At 63.7% G+C, this 16,020-nt stretch carries 14 protein-coding genes; 8 read left to right on the forward strand and 6 right to left on the reverse strand.

What is annotated here, in order from left to right:
- The first annotated feature begins 73 nt into the window (after positions 1-73).
- Both AC07P1_RS24860 and AC07P1_RS24865 read left to right on the forward strand, forming a co-directional pair.
- Positions 74-2,236 carry a M56 family metallopeptidase gene (locus AC07P1_RS24860; RefSeq protein ID WP_494698350.1) on the forward strand — a complete coding sequence of 721 codons (2,163 nt, stop codon included), beginning with the start codon at positions 74-76 and terminating at the stop codon, positions 2,234-2,236.
- A 100-nt stretch (positions 2,237-2,336) separates the two neighbouring features.
- Positions 2,337-4,640: a UvrD-helicase domain-containing protein gene (locus AC07P1_RS24865; RefSeq protein WP_494698351.1), complete on the forward strand. Its 2,304-nt coding sequence runs from the start codon at positions 2,337-2,339 to the stop codon at positions 4,638-4,640.
- A gap of 13 nt (positions 4,641-4,653) precedes the next feature.
- Here the strand turns inward: AC07P1_RS24865 and AC07P1_RS24870 are convergent, their stop codons facing one another.
- The 3 genes from AC07P1_RS24870 to AC07P1_RS24880 form a co-directional block, all read right to left on the reverse strand.
- Positions 4,654-5,436: a BPSS1780 family membrane protein gene (locus AC07P1_RS24870; protein ID WP_494698352.1), complete on the reverse strand. Its 783-nt coding sequence runs from the start codon at positions 5,434-5,436 to the stop codon at positions 4,654-4,656.
- Positions 5,436-6,392, reverse strand: a complete 957-nt coding sequence (locus AC07P1_RS24875; protein ID WP_494698353.1) for a homoserine kinase — start codon at positions 6,390-6,392, stop codon at positions 5,436-5,438. The genes AC07P1_RS24870 and AC07P1_RS24875 overlap by 1 nt, the downstream gene beginning before the upstream one ends.
- 121 nt (positions 6,393-6,513) lie before the next feature.
- Positions 6,514-6,927, reverse strand: a complete 414-nt coding sequence (locus tag AC07P1_RS24880) for a hypothetical protein (RefSeq protein ID WP_494698354.1) — start codon at positions 6,925-6,927, stop codon at positions 6,514-6,516.
- Positions 6,928-7,184: 257 nt separating this feature from the next.
- Here AC07P1_RS24880 and polA point away from each other — a divergent pair, with 257 nt between their 5' ends.
- From polA to AC07P1_RS24910, 6 genes are all read left to right on the forward strand, one after another.
- Entirely contained in the window at positions 7,185-9,959 is a 2,775-nt protein-coding gene (gene polA / locus AC07P1_RS24885; protein WP_494698355.1) for a DNA polymerase I, read from the forward strand.
- A 252-nt stretch (positions 9,960-10,211) separates the two neighbouring features.
- Complete coding sequence (locus AC07P1_RS24890) at positions 10,212-11,096, forward strand: dienelactone hydrolase family protein (RefSeq protein WP_494698356.1); 885 nt, start codon at positions 10,212-10,214, stop codon at positions 11,094-11,096.
- A gap of 138 nt (positions 11,097-11,234) precedes the next feature.
- Positions 11,235-11,993 carry a ZIP family metal transporter gene (locus tag AC07P1_RS24895; protein ID WP_414646073.1) on the forward strand — a complete coding sequence of 253 codons (759 nt, stop codon included), beginning with the start codon at positions 11,235-11,237 and terminating at the stop codon, positions 11,991-11,993.
- 63 nt (positions 11,994-12,056) lie between these two features.
- Positions 12,057-12,299 carry a hypothetical protein gene (locus tag AC07P1_RS24900; protein WP_494698357.1) on the forward strand — a complete coding sequence of 81 codons (243 nt, stop codon included), beginning with the start codon at positions 12,057-12,059 and terminating at the stop codon, positions 12,297-12,299.
- A gap of 69 nt (positions 12,300-12,368) precedes the next feature.
- Positions 12,369-12,641, forward strand: a complete 273-nt coding sequence (locus AC07P1_RS24905) for a hypothetical protein (RefSeq protein ID WP_494698358.1) — start codon at positions 12,369-12,371, stop codon at positions 12,639-12,641.
- On the forward strand, positions 12,622-12,921 hold the full coding sequence (locus tag AC07P1_RS24910) for a type II toxin-antitoxin system RelE/ParE family toxin (RefSeq protein ID WP_494698359.1): 300 nt from the start codon (positions 12,622-12,624) through the stop codon (positions 12,919-12,921). Before AC07P1_RS24905 ends, AC07P1_RS24910 begins: the two co-directional genes overlap by 20 nt.
- Here AC07P1_RS24910 and AC07P1_RS24915 read toward each other — a convergent pair.
- The 3 genes from AC07P1_RS24915 to AC07P1_RS24925 form a co-directional block, all read right to left on the reverse strand.
- Positions 12,918-13,769 (reverse strand): sulfurtransferase, encoded by an 852-nt coding sequence (locus AC07P1_RS24915; RefSeq protein ID WP_494698360.1) that lies wholly within the window; start codon positions 13,767-13,769, stop codon positions 12,918-12,920. The genes AC07P1_RS24910 and AC07P1_RS24915 overlap by 4 nt on opposite strands.
- 12 nt (positions 13,770-13,781) lie before the next feature.
- Positions 13,782-14,705, reverse strand: coding sequence for a DMT family transporter (locus tag AC07P1_RS24920; RefSeq protein ID WP_494698361.1), 924 nt, complete (start codon positions 14,703-14,705; stop codon positions 13,782-13,784).
- A gap of 121 nt (positions 14,706-14,826) precedes the next feature.
- Positions 14,827-15,927 (reverse strand): aromatic ring-hydroxylating oxygenase subunit alpha, encoded by a 1,101-nt coding sequence (locus AC07P1_RS24925; RefSeq protein WP_494698362.1) that lies wholly within the window; start codon positions 15,925-15,927, stop codon positions 14,827-14,829.
- Between the last annotated feature and the right edge of the window lie 93 nt (positions 15,928-16,020).

Here is a 16,020-nt window from a genome sequence, read left to right on the forward strand (position 1 = left end):
TCTACATCCATCAACCGGGAGTGCGGCATGAACAAGTTACGCATACATATGAATTCGCGGCGGGCGGGCGCCCATGGCTAGCGCCCTGTCCGCCCTGGTGCCGGCCATCGGCTGGGCACTGCTGCACTTCGTCTGGCAAGGGCTGCTGATCGGCTGGGGCGTGTCGTTGGCGCTGCTTGCGCTGCGCAAGGCGCGCCCGCAGACCCGCTACGCGGTCGCCTGCGCCGGCTTGCTGCTGTGCGCGGCGTTGCCGCTGGCCGGCGTCATCATGCATGTCGGCGCCGCCGATGCGGGCGCGCTTTCCGGCGCCGGCCTCGGCGCCGCCTTGCTGATCCCCGTCCTGTCGGCCGGCGCCGACGCCGCGCAAACGGGCGCCGCCAAGCTGGTCGACGACGGCGCGCTGGCCGGCTGGGAAGCCGCGCTGCGGGCGCAATTGCCGTGGGTCGTCGGGTTGTGGCTGGCCGGCGCCGCGCTGATGTCGCTGCGCCTGGCCATCGGCCTCAAGTGGGTTGCCGAGCGCACCCGAAGCGACCATTACACCGTCAACCATTACTGGCAGCGCCGCCTGTCCGAGATGGCGCGCCGTTTCGAGATTCCGCAACACGTGCGGCTCGGCGTCGCCGACCTGCTCGACAGCCCGATCACCGCCGGCTGCTGGCGCCCCATCGTGCTGGTGCCGGCCTCGCTGATCACCGGCATGGCGCCCAATCTGCTCGAGGCGCTGCTGGCGCACGAGCTGGCGCACATCAAGCGCCGGGACTATCTGGTCAACCTCATTCAAAGCGCGGTGGAAATCGTGCTGTTCTATCACCCTAGTGTTTGGGCCTTGTCGCGCCGTATCCGTGTAGAGCGAGAACAAATCGCCGATGACCTTGCAGTCACCATGCTCGGTCAACCGCGGATGCTGGCAAAGGCCTTGTCCGAGCTGGATCAATTCCAGTTCGATACCACACAACTAGCCCACGCGGCTCACGGAGGAAATCTCATGTCTCGTATCAAACGCCTGCTGCGTCCCGATGTTGAACCGGTCAGCTGGAAGATGGCTGTGCCGTTGATCGGCCTGTTCGCGGCCAGCGCCGTGTTTTATGTGCAGGCCGCGCCGCAGCCGCCGGCGGCGATGCCGGCCGCCGGCGTGGCAGCGGTTGCGCTGGTGGCCGACGCCGCGCCCGCCGCCGACATGGTCGAGCTTTCCGCCCAGCCGGAACCACCGGAACCACCGGAACCACCAGAGCCGGCCGCGCCGGCGGAACCGCCGGAGGTTGCCGCGGCGCCGCCAGCGCCACCGGCCGCGCCAGCCGCTGCGGCAGTCCCCGCTGTCGCTGCCATGCCGGCCCCGCCAGCAATGCCGGCAATGCCAGCCACTCCGGCCACTCCGGCAATGCCGGCTGTCCCGGCTGTCCCGGCTGTCCCGGCGCCCCCAGCCGCTCCGGCGGCGCCCAAGGGGCCGGTTTCCCTTAGCTATACGACGATGACCATGTCCGACATGAAGGTCGACAATGCCTACGCCATCGTGAACAACAGCAAGGATCAGGTGCACGTCTCCGGAAATGCCGAAGACATGCGCAGCATCGGCGAACTGCGCCCCAAGATCAAGGGCGACTTCGTCTGGTACCGTGACGGCGGCAAGACCTATCTGATCCAGGACCCGGCGGTGCTGGCCAAGACCCAGGCGTTGTGGAAACCGGTCCGTGCGATCGAGGCGCGCATGGAGGCGCAAACCAAGCAGATGGACAGCCAGGGCAAAGTCATGGACGGCCTCGGCGCGCAAATCGACAGGCTGACCCGCGACATGGAAACCGGCCCTGGCGCGGCCGAGCGCGAGCGGCTGGAGCGGCAGATGGAAGCGTTGGGGGAAAAGCAAGCAGCCGTCGGCAAGCGCGTTGCCGCGACCGCCGAGGCGCTGGCCCGTGACCAAAGTCCGGAAAACCTGCGCAAACACAATGAGGCGGTGCAGGCGTACCAGAAAGAGATTTCCCCATTGCATAAGGAGATGGCGCAATTGCAGCGCGACATGGCGCAGAAGATGGCCAAGGCGCGTATCAACAGCGAGCCGATGAAGGAGCTTAATAAGAAGATGGTCGAAGCCAACAAACCGATGGCCGAACTGGGCCGTCGCATGGGTGAACTGAGCCGCGAGCAGGCCAATGCAACGCGTCAGGCCGACCTCGACTTCAAGGCCTTGATGCAGGAAACCATCCGCAGCGGCAAAGCGGTGCCGGCCCCGGCGCGGATGTAGGCAAAACCGCGCGCCGCCGGGAGGTCGATTCGTCCCGGCGGACGCCGCATCGCCACCACATGGACCGACCCCGAAGGGCCGCTGCCGGTATAATCACGGCATGCAAAATCTTCTTCACAATCTTAACGACGAACAACTCGCTGCCGTGACCCTGCCGGCCCAAAGCGCCCTGATTCTGGCGGGCGCAGGCTCCGGCAAAACCCGCGTATTGACGACCCGTATCGCCTGGCTGATCCAGACCGGGCAGGTGTCGCCGTCGGGCATCCTGGCCGTGACCTTCACCAACAAGGCCGCCAAGGAAATGACGACGCGTTTGTCGGCGATGTTGCCGATTAATACACGCGGCATGTGGATCGGCACCTTCCACGGATTGTGTAACCGCCTGCTGCGCACGCACCACCGCGATGCCGCGTTGCCGCAGACGTTCCAGATCCTCGACTCGCAGGACCAGCTGTCGGCGATCAAGCGCCTGATCAAGGCCAACAACATCGACGACGAGAAGTTCCCGCCGAAGGATGTGATGTACTTCATCAACGGCGCCAAGGACCAGGGCCTGCGCGCCGACAAGATCGACCCGTACAACGCCGACGAGCGCAAGAAGGTCGAGTTGTACCAGCTGTACGACGACCAATGCCAGCGCGAAGGCGTGGTCGACTTCGCCGAGCTGCTGCTGCGCACCTATGAACTGCTCAGCCGCAACCAGCCGCTGCGCCAGCATTACCAGCAGCGCTTCCAGCACATCCTGGTCGACGAGTTCCAGGACACCAACGATCTGCAATACAAATGGCTCAAGCTGCTGGCCGGCCACGGCGAGCAGGGCGGCGGCGCGCTGTTCGCCGTCGGCGACGACGACCAGAGCATTTACGCCTTCCGTGGCGCCAACGTCGGCAACATGAGCGCCTTCGAGCGCGAGTTCCACGTCAAGAACCTGATCAAGCTGGAGCAGAACTACCGCTCGCACGGCCACATCCTGGACGCGGCGAACGTGCTGATCGCCAACAACAGCAAGCGTCTGGGCAAGAACTTGCGCACCGACGCCGGCCACGGCGAGCAGGTGCGCGTGTACGAAGCCAGCTCCGACCTGGCCGAGGCGCAATGGATCATCGAGGAAACCAAGAACCTGATCGCCGACGGCGCCTCGCGCAGCGAGATCGCGGTGCTGTACCGCTCCAACGCGCAATCGCGCGTGATCGAGCACGCATTGTTTTCGGCCGGGATTCCGTACCACGTCTACGGCGGCCTGCGCTACTTCCAGCGGGCCGAGGTCAAGCACGCGATCGCGTATTTGCAATTGATGGACAACCCGCACAACGACTCGGCCTTCCTGCGCGTGGTCAACTTCCCGACGCGCGGCATCGGCCTGCGTTCGATCGAAGCGTTGCAGGCGGCGGCCGACCAGCACCGGGTGTCGCTGTACGCGGCGGTGCCGTATGTCATGGGCAAGGCCGGCTCGTCGCTGGGCGGCTTCGTCAAGCTGATCGAGGGCGCGCGCTTCGAGACGCAGCAGATGGCGTTGCCGGAGCTGGTGCGCGTGGTGCTGGAGGCCAGCGGCCTGCTGGCGCATTACCAGACCGAAAAGGAAGGCGCCGACCGCATCGAGAACCTGGAACAGATGGTCAGCGCCGCGACGCAGTTCGTCTCGGAGGAAGGCTTCGGCCAGGGCGCGCCGGCGCACCTGGGGCCGCGCGCGCAGGAGCAGTCGGGCCTGCCCGTGGTCAACGAGGACGGCTTCGAAATTCTCGATGCCGACGCGCCGCTGGCGACGGTGATGTCGCCGCTGTCGGCCTTCCTGTCGCACGCGTCGCTGGAGGCCGGCGACAACCAGGCCACGGCCGGCCAGGAAGCGGTGCAGATGATGACGGTGCACTCGGCCAAGGGCCTGGAGTTCAACAACGTCTTCATCACCGGGCTGGAGGAGGGCTTGTTCCCGCACGAAAGCAGCTCGCGCGAGGATGGCGGCGTGGAGGAGGAGCGACGCCTGATGTACGTCGCGATCACGCGCGCGCGGCAGCGGCTGTACATGTGTTTCGCGCAGACGCGCATGCTGCACGGCCAGACCCGCTACAACATGAAATCGCGCTTCTTCGACGAATTGCCGGAGGACTCGCTCAAGTGGCTGTCGCCGAAGGTGCAATCGCACTGGTTCGCCAACAAGAAAACGCCGTGGGACGACGTCGTGCCGCTGGCCGGTTCCGACAACGCGATCGCGCAAAAGATCGCGCACAAATCGCCGGGCGCGGGCTGGCGCATTGGCGAGTCTGTCGCGCACGGCAAGTTCGGCGAAGGGGTGATTGTCAATATCGAAGGCAGCGGCGCCAACGCGCGCGCGCAGATCAACTTCGGCAGCAACGGCATGAAGGTGCTCGATCTCAGCATCGCCAAGCTCGAGCGTTTAGCCCACTAATCCCACTCCGGAGTTAAAGCAACGGTTCGGGGCCGTCGGCCTTGACCGGGACCGCGAGGTCGGTGGGGCCGAAGATTTGCCGGTACGCGATGTACAACGTGCAGTGCGTGAGCACGATGGTGATCAGGAACAGCGTGAAGATGCCCGCCACCGCCAGCTGCGACGAGCCGAGGATCAGCACGACGATCTTGCAACCGACGAAGTACATCAGGTGCAACGTCACGGCCGCCGTCAGGAACGCCTTCCAGCCGCGCAGCACCGCGACCACGCTGAAAAACAGCGCTTTGTTCAACTTCATCTTTTGCCAGTAGATCAGCGGCGCCGTCAGGCACGTCAGCATCCAGCCCACCGTGTAGATCGTCGACGAGGTGAACACCGCGCCCAGCAGCCCTTCAAGCTGGTCTTGGTCGATCTTCGGCGGACGCGTGCCCATCTGCATGACGGCGTCGCCGGCCATGGCGTACAGCACGCCCAGCGCGATCACCAGCAGCAACAGGTTGAGCACGCCCATGGCCAGCAGCGGACCGCGCACCGGCTTGCGGAAACCGCTCAGCAGCAGATTCGGCAGCGCGCGCTTGCCCTGGTCGACCTGCGCGCAGCCTTCCAGCAGCGCGACCGAGAACAGCGGCGTGAGGATGAACGGCGCGATCTGCCCCAGCAGCGGCACGATCATCGAGAACAGCGAGACGAACATGCAGCAGAAGAACAGCGCCATGAGGCCGCCGGGCTGCTTGCGGAAAAGCATCATGCCCTGCTTGACCCATTGCCATCCGGCGCGCGCGGGGAATTTATTCATCAGAAAAGCTTCGGCGCCAGCGTGGCGATGCGTTCGCGCAAGATGCGCTCAAAGTGGGTCGGATCGTGCGGGGTCAGCATTTCGGCTTCGCGCGGCAGGTGGTAATCATATAGGCGCGACAGCCAGAAGCGCAGCGCCGCCGCCCGCAGCATCGGCTGCCAGGCGGTTTGTTCGGCCTCGGTGAACGGGCGCACGGCGTGGTAGGCGTCGAGCAGCGCGCGCACGCGGGCCGGGTCGAGCACGCCGGTGTCGAGGGCGATGCACCAGTCGTTGACGGTGACGGCGACGTCGAACAGCCAGGTGTCGCAGCCGGCGAAGTAAAAGTCGAAGAAGCCGGTCAGGCGCTCGCCGTCGAACATGACGTTGTTGCGGAACAGGTCTGCGTGCACGGGGCCGCTTTGCAGCTGGCGGTAGGTCCCGCAACCGGCGAACGCCTCCTGGAAGTGCATCTCGGCCTTGAGCAGGTGGGCGTTGCTCTCCGACAGGAAAGGCAGCACTTGCGGCGTGGTGGCGTTCCACCAGTCCAGGCCGCGCAGATTGGGCTGGTGCAGCGGATAGTCGCGGCCGGCCAAATGCATGCGCGCCAGCATGGCGCCCACTTCGGCGCAATGCGCCGGTTGCGGGGCCATCTGCGAGCTGCCTTCGAGCTTGGTGACGATGGACGCCGGCTTGCCGTGCAGCGGCACGATCAGCTCGCCCTTGTCGGTGGCGATCGGCGCTGGCACGGCCACGCCGCGATCGGCCAGGTGGCGCATCAGGTTCAGATAAAACGGCAATTGCTCGAACGATAAGTTTTCAAAGATCGTGAGCACAAACTCGCCGCGCTCCGTGGTCAAGAAGAAATTGCTGTTCTCAATGCCGGAGGCGATGCCCTTGAGGGCCAGCGGCTTGCCGAGGGGGAATTGCGTGATCCACTGGGTGACATCGTCCAGGGTGACCGGGGTAAACACTGCCATGTGCAAGCTTGATGAGGTTCGTTGTATCGGCGCCCGCCGTGGCGGACGTCCGGAATGCCTGCCGGAGCAGGCGCGTTTTTTAATAGGTGTTGGCGATAAATTGTTATCGATACTACCGGGTTTACTTGGCGGCCGGCGCCGCTGGTGGCGGTGGCGGTGCGTCGGTCTCGGCCGCCGCTTCGTCTTCCGGATTTTTCTTCTTCTTGCCGCCGAAGGTCATCACGGTCCACTGCGGGCCGCGCGCGGCGCCGGACATGGCGTCGCCCGGCAAGGAGCTGCCGACCGGATGGGTCGGTTTCAAGGTGTACGTGCTCGGACCGCTTTTGACGGTCGCTTCCACCACGTTGCCGCTGTTGTCGCGGCGTTCTGTGATCTGGCGCTCCGGCGCCGGCTTGGCCGTCACCGTGATCGGATCGTCGGCCACTTCTTCCAGCTTTTCCAGTTTCGGCGGCGCCTGGCTCGGCGTCGACTGCGCGAACGCGTTGGCGCCGAGCGCCAGGAGGAGTGCCGGCCAGAGGAGTGAGGTGCGCGTCATGATGGATCGCCTTAGTAGGTAAAAAGCCGTGGAATTTTTATGTATGATCCATTGTAACAAACAGACACGCTTCGCTGTGCGCAGTGGCTGATTTCGAGCTGATTTCCTGAGGAATTCCCCACAGGGAATGTGGAATTTCTTCATGGTATTGTCATACTTGAAACGCGGGCGGGACAGGCGGACGGCGGCCAAAACCTGCGATAATGCGGCATTCGTGGCAAATCACGCACTTTTGCCCTCACATCTCTTTCGTTCCTATGCAAAATACCCTGCTGTTAGTTGACGGTTCCAGTTACCTTTACCGCGCCTTCCACGCGCTGCCCGACCTGCGCAGCCCGGACGGCCACCCGACCGGCGCCATGCACGGCATGGTCAACATGCTGCGCCGCCTGCGCGCCGATTATCCGGCCGCCTACATCGCCTGCGTGTTCGACGCCAAGGGCAAGACCTTCCGCGACGACATGTATCCCGACTACAAGGCCACGCGCGCGCCGATGCCCGACGACCTGCGCCTGCAGATCGAGCCCATCCATATCGCCGTCAAGGCCATGGGCTGGCCGATCCTGATGGTCGACGGCGTCGAGGCCGACGACGTCATCGGCACCCTTTCCGTCGACGCGGCCAAGGCCGGCATGAACGTGGTGGTGTCGACCGGCGACAAGGACCTGGCGCAGCTGGTCAATCCGCAAGTCATGCTGATCAACACGATGACCAACGAGAAGATGGACGAGGCGGGCGTGCTGGCCAAATTCGGCGTGCCGCCGAATCGCATCATCGACTACCTGACCCTGATCGGCGACACCGTCGACAACGTGCCCGGCGTGGCCAAATGCGGGCCGAAGACGGCGCTCAAGTGGCTGACGCAGTACGACAGCCTGGACGGTGTGATGGCCAATGCCGACAAGATCACCGGCGCCGTTGGCGAGAACCTGCGCAAGGCGCTGGAGTGGCTGCCGAAGGGCCGCGAGCTGATCACCGTCAAGACCGATTGCAACCTGTCGGAGCACATGATGTCGATCAGCGAATCGCTGGTGGCCCGCCCCGAGGACTCGGAAACCTTGCTGACGTTCTTCGGCCAGTACGGCTTCAAGACCTTGCTGCGCGAACTGAACGCGCTGACGCCTGCCGCGCCCATCGGCGCGGCGGGCAAGGCAGCGGCGGCGGCCGTCGCCGCCGGCGGCGCGGTCTCGGCCAACGGCGACCTGTTCGGCGAAGTGCCGAAGGTCAACGTCAACTACGAGACCGTGTTCACCGACGAACAGCTCGACAAGTGGATCGCGCTGATCGGCGCCGCCGAGCTGACCGCCGTCGACACCGAAACCACGTCGCTGGAGCCGATGACGGCGCAACTGGTCGGCATTTCGCTGTCGGTGCAGCCGGGCGTGGCCTGCTATATCCCGGTCGCGCACGCCTATCCCGGCGTGCCGGAACAACTGACGCGCGAGCATGTGCTGGACAAACTCAAGCCATGGCTGGAGGACGAGACCAAGCTCAAGGTCGGCCAGAACCTGAAATACGACAGCCACATCTTCGCCAACCACGGCGTGCGCCTGCGCGGCATCCATCACGACACCTTGCTGCAATCGTATGTGTTCGAATCGCACCGCACGCACGACATGGACGGCCTGGCGTTGCGCCACCTGAACCACACGACGATCCCGTTCGTCGACGTCTGCGGCAAGGGCGCCAGCATGATCACCTTCGACAAGGTGGACATCGCGCGCGCCACCGAATACGCGGCCGAGGACGCCGACATCACGCTGCGCCTGCACCTGGCGATGATCGGCGAGGTCGAGAACGACGAGCGCCTGAGCTACATCTACCGCAACATCGAGCTGCCGACGGCGGTGGTGTTGCAAAAGATCGAGCGCAACGGCGTGCACATCGACGCCGCGCTGCTCGACACGCAATCGGCCGAACTGGGTGCGCGCATCATCGAGCTGGAGGCCAAGGCGCACGAGCTGGCCGAGCAGCCGTTCAACCTGGGCTCGCCGAAGCAGATCGGCGAGATCTTCTTCGAGAAGTTGAAACTGCCGGTGGTCAAAAAGACCCCGAGCGGCGCGCCGTCGACCGACGAGGAAGTGCTGCAAAAGCTGGCCGAGGACTATCCGTTGCCGAAGGTGCTGCTGGAGTACCGCAGCCTGTCGAAGCTGAAGTCGACCTACACCGACAAGCTGCCCAAGGGCATCAACAAGGAAACCGGCCGCGTGCACACCAACTACGCGCAGGCGGTGGCGGTGACGGGACGCCTGGCGTCGAACGATCCGAACTTGCAGAACATTCCGATCCGCACCAAGGAAGGGCGTCGCATCCGCGAGGCGTTCATCGCGCCGCCGGGCAGCCACATCGTCTCGGCCGACTATTCGCAGATCGAGCTGCGCATCATGGCGCACATCTCGGGCGACGAGAACATGCTGCGCGCGTTCGCCGAGGGCGTCGACATCCACCGCGCCACCGCCGCCGAGATCTTCGGCGTGGCGCCGGACGAGGTGTCGAGCGAGCAGCGCCGCTATGCCAAGGTCATCAACTTCGGCCTGATCTACGGCATGAGCGCGTTCGGCCTGGCGTCCAACCTGGGCATCGAGCGCGCCGCAGCGCAAAGCTACATCGACCGTTATTTCGCCCGTTTCTCCGGCGTGAAGCAGTATATGGACGATACGCGTTTGCAGGCCAAGGCGCGCGGCTATGTCGAAACGGTGTTCGGACGCCGCCTGTGGCTGCCGGAGATCAACTCGCCGAACGGCCCGCGCCGCCAGGGCGCCGAACGGGCCGCGATCAACGCGCCGATGCAGGGCACGGCGGCCGACCTGATCAAGCTGGCGATGGTGGCGGTGCAGAACTGGCTCGAGACCGACAAGCTGCAGACCAAGATGATCATGCAGGTGCACGATGAACTGGTGCTGGAAGTGCCGGATGCCGAGCTGGAGCTGGTCAAGCAAAAGCTGCCGGAGTTGATGGCCGGCGTGGCGAAGTTGAAAGTACCGCTGACGGCGGAAGTCGGCGTCGGCAAGAACTGGGACGAGGCGCATTAAAACGTGCTTCGCGCTCCGGATGCGTTATCGGCGGCGCGCCGAATGGCGGATTACGCTGCGCTAATCCGCCCTACGTGGAACAACACGACGGACGCGGCATGACCATGGCAAACGTAAAACATCGCCCCGGGGCACGAGGAGACCGCGGAGACACGTAGGGCGGATTAGGCGGCACGCCGTAATCCGCCAAGCGCCGCCGATAACATATGATTTGACCATTACCCCAACCAACGTAATCAACGGAGGAGTCGCATGGATGATTTGAAGCGGGACGCGGAGAGTTTGCTGACGAAAACCAGCCTGTCGGACGGTGTCGACCGCCGCGACTTCCTCAAGGTGGCGCTGGGCAGCGGTTTCGCCGCCGCCGCCATGCCGGTGATGGCGCAAAACGTCATCAAAACCGACACCACCGGCCTGACCGCCGGCACCATCACCCTGACGGTCGACGGCCAAACCGTCCCCGTCTACCGCGCCCAGCCGGAAGGCAAGACCAATCTGCCGGTGGTGCTGGTGATCTCCGAAATCTTCGGCGTGCACGAACACATCGCCGACGTCGCCCGCCGCTTCGCCAAGCTCGGCTACCTGGCGCTGGCGCCGGACCTGTTCGTGCGCCAGGGCGATCCGCAAAAATCCGCCTCGATCGCCGACCTGCAACGCGACATCATCTCCAAAACCCCCGACACCCAGGTCATGGCCGACCTGGACGCGCTGGTGGCCTGGGCCAAGGCCAACGGCGGCAACCCAGACAAGATCGCCATCACCGGCTTCTGCTGGGGCGGGCGCGTGACGTGGATGTACGCGGCGCACAATCCGTCGATCAAGGCCGGCGTCGCCTGGTACGGCCGCCTGATCGGCACCTCCAACGCCAACACGCCCAGGCATCCGATCGATATCGCGTCATCTTTGAACGTGCCCGTGCTGGGCTTGTATGGTGAAAAAGACACCGGCATCACCCAGGATTCGATCAAGGCGATGCAGGCCATGCTGGCCAAGGGACCGAACAAATCGACCTTCGTCATCTACCCCAACTCCGGCCACGCCTTCCACGCGGACTACCGTCCCAGCTATGTGGAAGCGGACGCCAAGGACGGTTGGGGACGCATGCTGGCATGGTTCAGGCAGAACGGGGTCGCCTGAACTGGAGCCGATCACGCCGTTTTAACTGTTTTTAGCCAAAAATGAGCAGGAAAGCGTGCCGGGCGGTAAAATAACGCCCCCGGCCTGCGCAGCGGCACGGCTCCAGGTACAAGAGGCTATAACATCGATCCCATACTTATCTCCATATTACTGGCGACCACACTAGCCGGTGTCGTCAGCATTTCGGCCGCTGCCGTGTTCTCGTTTACGCTGCTCTCGAAGGTGGTCGAGCGCATGGTCAGCCTGTCGGTCGGCATCATGCTGTCGACCTCGCTGCTGCACGCCTTGCCGGAAGCGTTCGAATCGCACGCCAGCGCGCGCAGCCTGTTCGCGACCCTGCTGGCCGGCCTGCTGGCGTTCTTCCTGCTGGAAAAACTGGCGATTATGCGCCACTCGCACCACCACGAGGGCGACGGCCACCACCACCATCACGGGCATGACAAGCACGAGGCGGGCAAGGCCGGCTGGATGATCCTGGTCGGCGATGGCATGCACAACTTCACCGACGGCATTTTGATCGCCGCCGCCTTCATGGCCAATCCGGAGTTGGGCCTGGTGACGGCGCTGGCCATCATCGCCCACGAGATCCCGCAGGAGATCGGCGATTTCATCGTGCTGCTCAACGCCGGCTTTTCGCGGACGCGCGCGTATGTCTACAATTTGCTGTGCAGTTTGCTGGCGATCGCCGGCGGCCTGCTGGGCTATTACACCCTGGACCGCGCCAGCGAGCTGATTCCGTATGTGCTGGTGTTCGCGTCGTCGGGCTTCATCTACATCGCCGTGAGCGACCTGATGCCGCAGATGCAACGCCGCGCCACGCTGCGCGAATCGGTGCCGCAAGTGCTGCTGATCGCCACCGGCGTCGCCATCGTGCTGTTCCTGACCAACGGTCATTGATCCACGCGTTTTCGTTTGCGGCGAGACGCTTGCAGCCGGCGCCGCCCGGCGTATCATGGCGGGATGAACTCCAGAGAAAAGAAGCAGGCGGAAGCGTTAGCGGCCCTTCCGGCCTCCGACCGTGCTCGCCTGGAGCGCTTGGCCGCGCGCGCCGGCGTCAGCCCAGAGGCGATCTGGGATGAGGTGTGGCTCTACGGATTCGAAGACATTGAAGAAAGCGTCGACGCGGATCTAGCCGCTGATGAGGATATCGCTGCTGGTCGGACGATACCTCACGAAGAAGTAATGGAGCATGGCGCAAATTAGATAGTCGTGCCAAGCCTAAGTAAGGCCCGGCTTAGTTGCGCATTTGATCGGCCGATTGCAGGAGAAGATATGGATTTGAAATCGACGAAGCAGTTGGCGGCGTTTGCTGCGCTCTCCGATGCGGACCGTTCACGTCTGGAGCGCTTGGCAGCGATGGCGAAGCTTAGTGCTGATGATCTTTGGCCGGATGTCTGGCTTTATGGTTTCGACGACGTCGAAGAAGGCATTCTTGCGGACATTGAGGCCGACGAGTACTTTAAGTCCAACGCGGGTATCGACAACGCCGAAGTGATGGCTGATATCAAGAAATTGATTGCCGTCCATGGCAAGCCAAGGGGCTAGGCAAAAGAACTGTTCCGTGCGCTGGATTCCCAGTGCGCGCAAGGCCTATAGTCAATCCATTACTTATATTGCTAGCCAAGACCAGCAGGCTTCGATGCTTGTAGCCCAACGCGTGGAAAAAGCGCTTCTCCTGATTTCGACTCAGCCAGAGATAGGAACTCCCACTCGTGCAGGGCGTCGCCGATACCCAGTGCCGAAAACAGGACATATTCTGGAGTACTACATCGCGAGCAATGAAGTCAGAATCACTCGTTGGGCTCGGCACAGCCGGAAGCCTTAGCCCCCGGTCGCCACCGGCCGTGCCGGGTCCGAGCACCACTCGCTCCACGAGCCGGGATACAGCGCCGCGCCCGGCAGCCCGGCGATCTCCAACGCCAGCAAATTGTGGCAAGCCGTCACACCCGAGCCGCACTGCATGATCGCCTGCGGTGCCGCCGCGAACAGCGGCGAGAATTCCTGCTTCAGCTGCTGAGCGCTCTTGAAGCGCCCATCCGGCGTCAGGTTGTCCTTGAAGAAGCGGTTCTTGGCGCCGGGGATATGGCCGCCGACCGGATCGATGGTCTCGTTCTCGCCACGGAAGCGGTCCGCCGCGCGCGCATCGACCACCACCCGCGTCTGCGTGACCAGGTTCGACTCCACGTCCTCCACCGTGACCGTGTGCGCCAGTGACGGCTTGTCAGCTATCGTGCCGCCCGAACGCGCGGCCACCATCGTCACCAGCGGCAAGCCCTGCGACTGCCACGCGGCCAGGCCGCCGTCGAGCACCGCCACCGCCGGATGGCCGACCCAGCGCAGCAGCCACCACAAGCGCGCCGCGAACATGCCGCCGTGCGCGTCGTATCCCACCACTTGCGTGTCGTCGTTGATGCCCCAGCCGCGTAATGTCTCGATCAGCGCGGCGCGGTCGGGCAGCGGATGGCGGCCCTGGAACTTGCCGTCCGCGCCCACCTTGGCGCCGGACAGGTCGGTGTCGATATTGGCGAATTGCGCGTTCTGGATGTGGCCGATGGCGAAACCGTCGCGGCCCGCGTTCGGATTCATCAGGTCGTGCCGGCAATCGAGAATGACCCAGTTGTCATCGTTCAGATGCTGGGACAGGTCGGCGGCGCTGATCAACGTGGTGTGCATGGTCCGGACTCCTTAAACTTCACTGGCGATCGGGTCGGTATTGGCGATGGCCTTACCGCGTTCGGTGTTACGGGTATTGTAGAACGTCGCGGCCACGCCCGACGCCAGAATGATCGCGATGCCGGCCCAGCTGTGCCAGCTGAACACGTCGCCGAACACCAGCACGCCCCAGATACTGGAGAACACGATGCCGGTGTACTGCAGATTGGCGACCACCAGAGTCTGGCCGAGGCGGTAGGCGCGCGTCATGGCGATCTGCGCGCTGGTGGCGCAGACGCCGATGCCCAGCAGCAGCAGGGCGCCGTGGACCGTGTTGATCGGATGCCAGACGGCCGGCTTGTCGCCCGCGAACAGGTAATTGCCGGCCACGCCGGCGACGATGTTCATCACCGCGAAGTAGAACACCACGCGGTTTTCCGGTTCGCCGGCCAGGCCCAGCTTGCGCACCTGCATGTAGGCCATCGCCGTCAGCACGCTCGAGAACAGCGCGATCAGCGCCGGCACCAGCTGGTTGGCGTGGAAGGCCGGTTGCAGCAGCAGGGTGACGCCGACAAAACTCATCGCCACGGCCACCAGCAGCGGCCATTTGACCTGGTTCTTGGCGTGCCACCAGCCCATCGTGAACAGCCAGACGGCGATCCAGATCGGCGACAGGTAGTTGAGCGTCATGGCGGTGGCCAGCGGCAGGTTGGCGATCGAGTAATACCACAGCCACAGCGAGATGACGCCGATCAGGCAGCGCCAGAAGTGCGCCATCGGCATGCTGGTGCGGAAGGTGTCGCCCTGGGCGCGGATGATCACCGCCAGCACGATGACGCCGACGATGCCCCGGTACATGACCATTTCAGATGTCGAGAACTCTTCGGAGGCCAGCTTCACGCACACCCCCATGATGGCGAACATGAAGCTTGCGAACAACATCCAAAGTGACTGCATCTGATTCCTTACATCGACGTGAAACGGTTTCACGTAGGGCGGATTAGGCGGAACGCCGTAATCGGCCATTTATGAGCCGCCGGCGGCGCACGGATGGCCGATTACGCTTCGCTAATCCGCCCTACGTGTCAATATTGGCGCGGTACCACTCGTGGAAATGCTGCATGCCGTCTTCCATCGGCGACTGGTAGGGACCGGCGTCGCTGGTGCCGCGCTCGAACAGGGCCTTGCGGCCGGCGTCCATGCGCAGGGCGATCTCGTCGTCCTCGGCCACGGTTTCCATATAGGCGGCGCGTTCGGCCTCGATGAACTCGCGCTCGAACAGCACGATTTCCTCGGGATAGTAGAACTCCACCACGTTGCGGGTGCGCTGCGGGCCGTCCGGCCACAGGGTCGAGACGATCAGCACGTGCGGATACCACTCGACCATGATGTTCGGGTACAGGGTCAGCCAGATGGCGCCGTACGGAGGCGGTTCGCCGCCGCGGAACTTGAGCACCTGCTCCTGCCAGCGCTTGTAGACCTCGGAACCCGATTTGAGCAGGCCCTTGTTCACGCCCACGGTCTGCACGCTGTAGTCGCGGCCGAATTCCCAGCGCAGGTCGTCGCAGCTGACAAAGCCGCCCAGGCCCGGGTGGAACGGCTCGACGTGGTAATCCTCCAGATAGACCTCGATGAAGGTCTTCCAGTTGTAGTTGCAGATCTGGACTTCGGCGTGGTCGAACATATAGCCGGAAAAATCCAGGTCGCCGGTCACCGACAGGTTCTTGAGCTTGTCCATGACGTTGTAGCCGTTTTGCTCGAACAGCAGGCCGTTCCAGCTTTGCAGCCGGGTCTTGGGCAGGTTCAGGCACGGCGTCTCGGCGAAGTGCGGCGCGCCGATCAACTCGCCCTTGAGGTCGTAGGTCCAGCGGTGCAGCGGGCAGACGATGTTGTTGGCATTGCCACGGCCGTTGAACATCAGCGCCTGGCGGTGGCGGCAGACGTTGGACAGCAGTTCGAGGCCGTTTGCGTTGCGCACCAGCATACGCCCTTCGTTTTCGGAAACGAGGGTCGCAAAATCGCCGACGTTCGGCACCATCAGTTCGTGTCCGACGTAGCGCGGACCGGCCTGGAATAATTGCTGCATTTCACGCTGCAACAGCGCTTCGTCGAAGTAGACGTTTACCGGCAGTTGCGCGTGTGGACGCGCCAGCTTGGCGTGGGTACCCAGATCGGACATCCCAACCCCCCTTAATATGTACATCAAACCAAAGAGAGACAGAATCCGTAAAGACCTGAATTCAAGTTCGTTGAAAATGGTATTTCGGACAGA

The organism is Duganella sp. GW821-FHT07F09 (assembly GCF_059418705.1).

Excerpts from the sequence above, each read along its gene's own strand:
- AC07P1_RS24860 (WP_494698350.1), top strand. The coding sequence starts at position 74 with ATGGCTAGCGCCCTGTCCGCCCTGGTGCCGGCCATCGGCTGGGCACTG.
- AC07P1_RS24870 (WP_494698352.1), bottom strand. The coding sequence starts at position 5,436 with ATGAATAAATTCCCCGCGCGCGCCGGATGGCAATGGGTCAAGCAGGGC.
- AC07P1_RS24875 (WP_494698353.1), bottom strand. The coding sequence starts at position 6,392 with ATGGCAGTGTTTACCCCGGTCACCCTGGACGATGTCACCCAGTGGATC.
- AC07P1_RS24900 (WP_494698357.1), top strand. The coding sequence starts at position 12,057 with ATGAACTCCAGAGAAAAGAAGCAGGCGGAAGCGTTAGCGGCCCTTCCG.
- polA (WP_494698355.1), top strand. The coding sequence starts at position 7,185 with ATGCAAAATACCCTGCTGTTAGTTGACGGTTCCAGTTACCTTTACCGC.
- AC07P1_RS24925 (WP_494698362.1), bottom strand. The coding sequence starts at position 15,927 with ATGTCCGATCTGGGTACCCACGCCAAGCTGGCGCGTCCACACGCGCAA.
- AC07P1_RS24865 (WP_494698351.1), top strand. The coding sequence starts at position 2,337 with ATGCAAAATCTTCTTCACAATCTTAACGACGAACAACTCGCTGCCGTG.
- AC07P1_RS24915 (WP_494698360.1), bottom strand. The coding sequence starts at position 13,769 with ATGCACACCACGTTGATCAGCGCCGCCGACCTGTCCCAGCATCTGAAC.
- AC07P1_RS24910 (WP_494698359.1), top strand. The coding sequence starts at position 12,622 with ATGGCAAGCCAAGGGGCTAGGCAAAAGAACTGTTCCGTGCGCTGGATT.
- AC07P1_RS24880 (WP_494698354.1), bottom strand. The coding sequence starts at position 6,927 with ATGACGCGCACCTCACTCCTCTGGCCGGCACTCCTCCTGGCGCTCGGC.
- AC07P1_RS24920 (WP_494698361.1), bottom strand. The coding sequence starts at position 14,705 with ATGCAGTCACTTTGGATGTTGTTCGCAAGCTTCATGTTCGCCATCATG.
- AC07P1_RS24890 (WP_494698356.1), top strand. The coding sequence starts at position 10,212 with ATGGATGATTTGAAGCGGGACGCGGAGAGTTTGCTGACGAAAACCAGC.
- AC07P1_RS24905 (WP_494698358.1), top strand. The coding sequence starts at position 12,369 with ATGGATTTGAAATCGACGAAGCAGTTGGCGGCGTTTGCTGCGCTCTCC.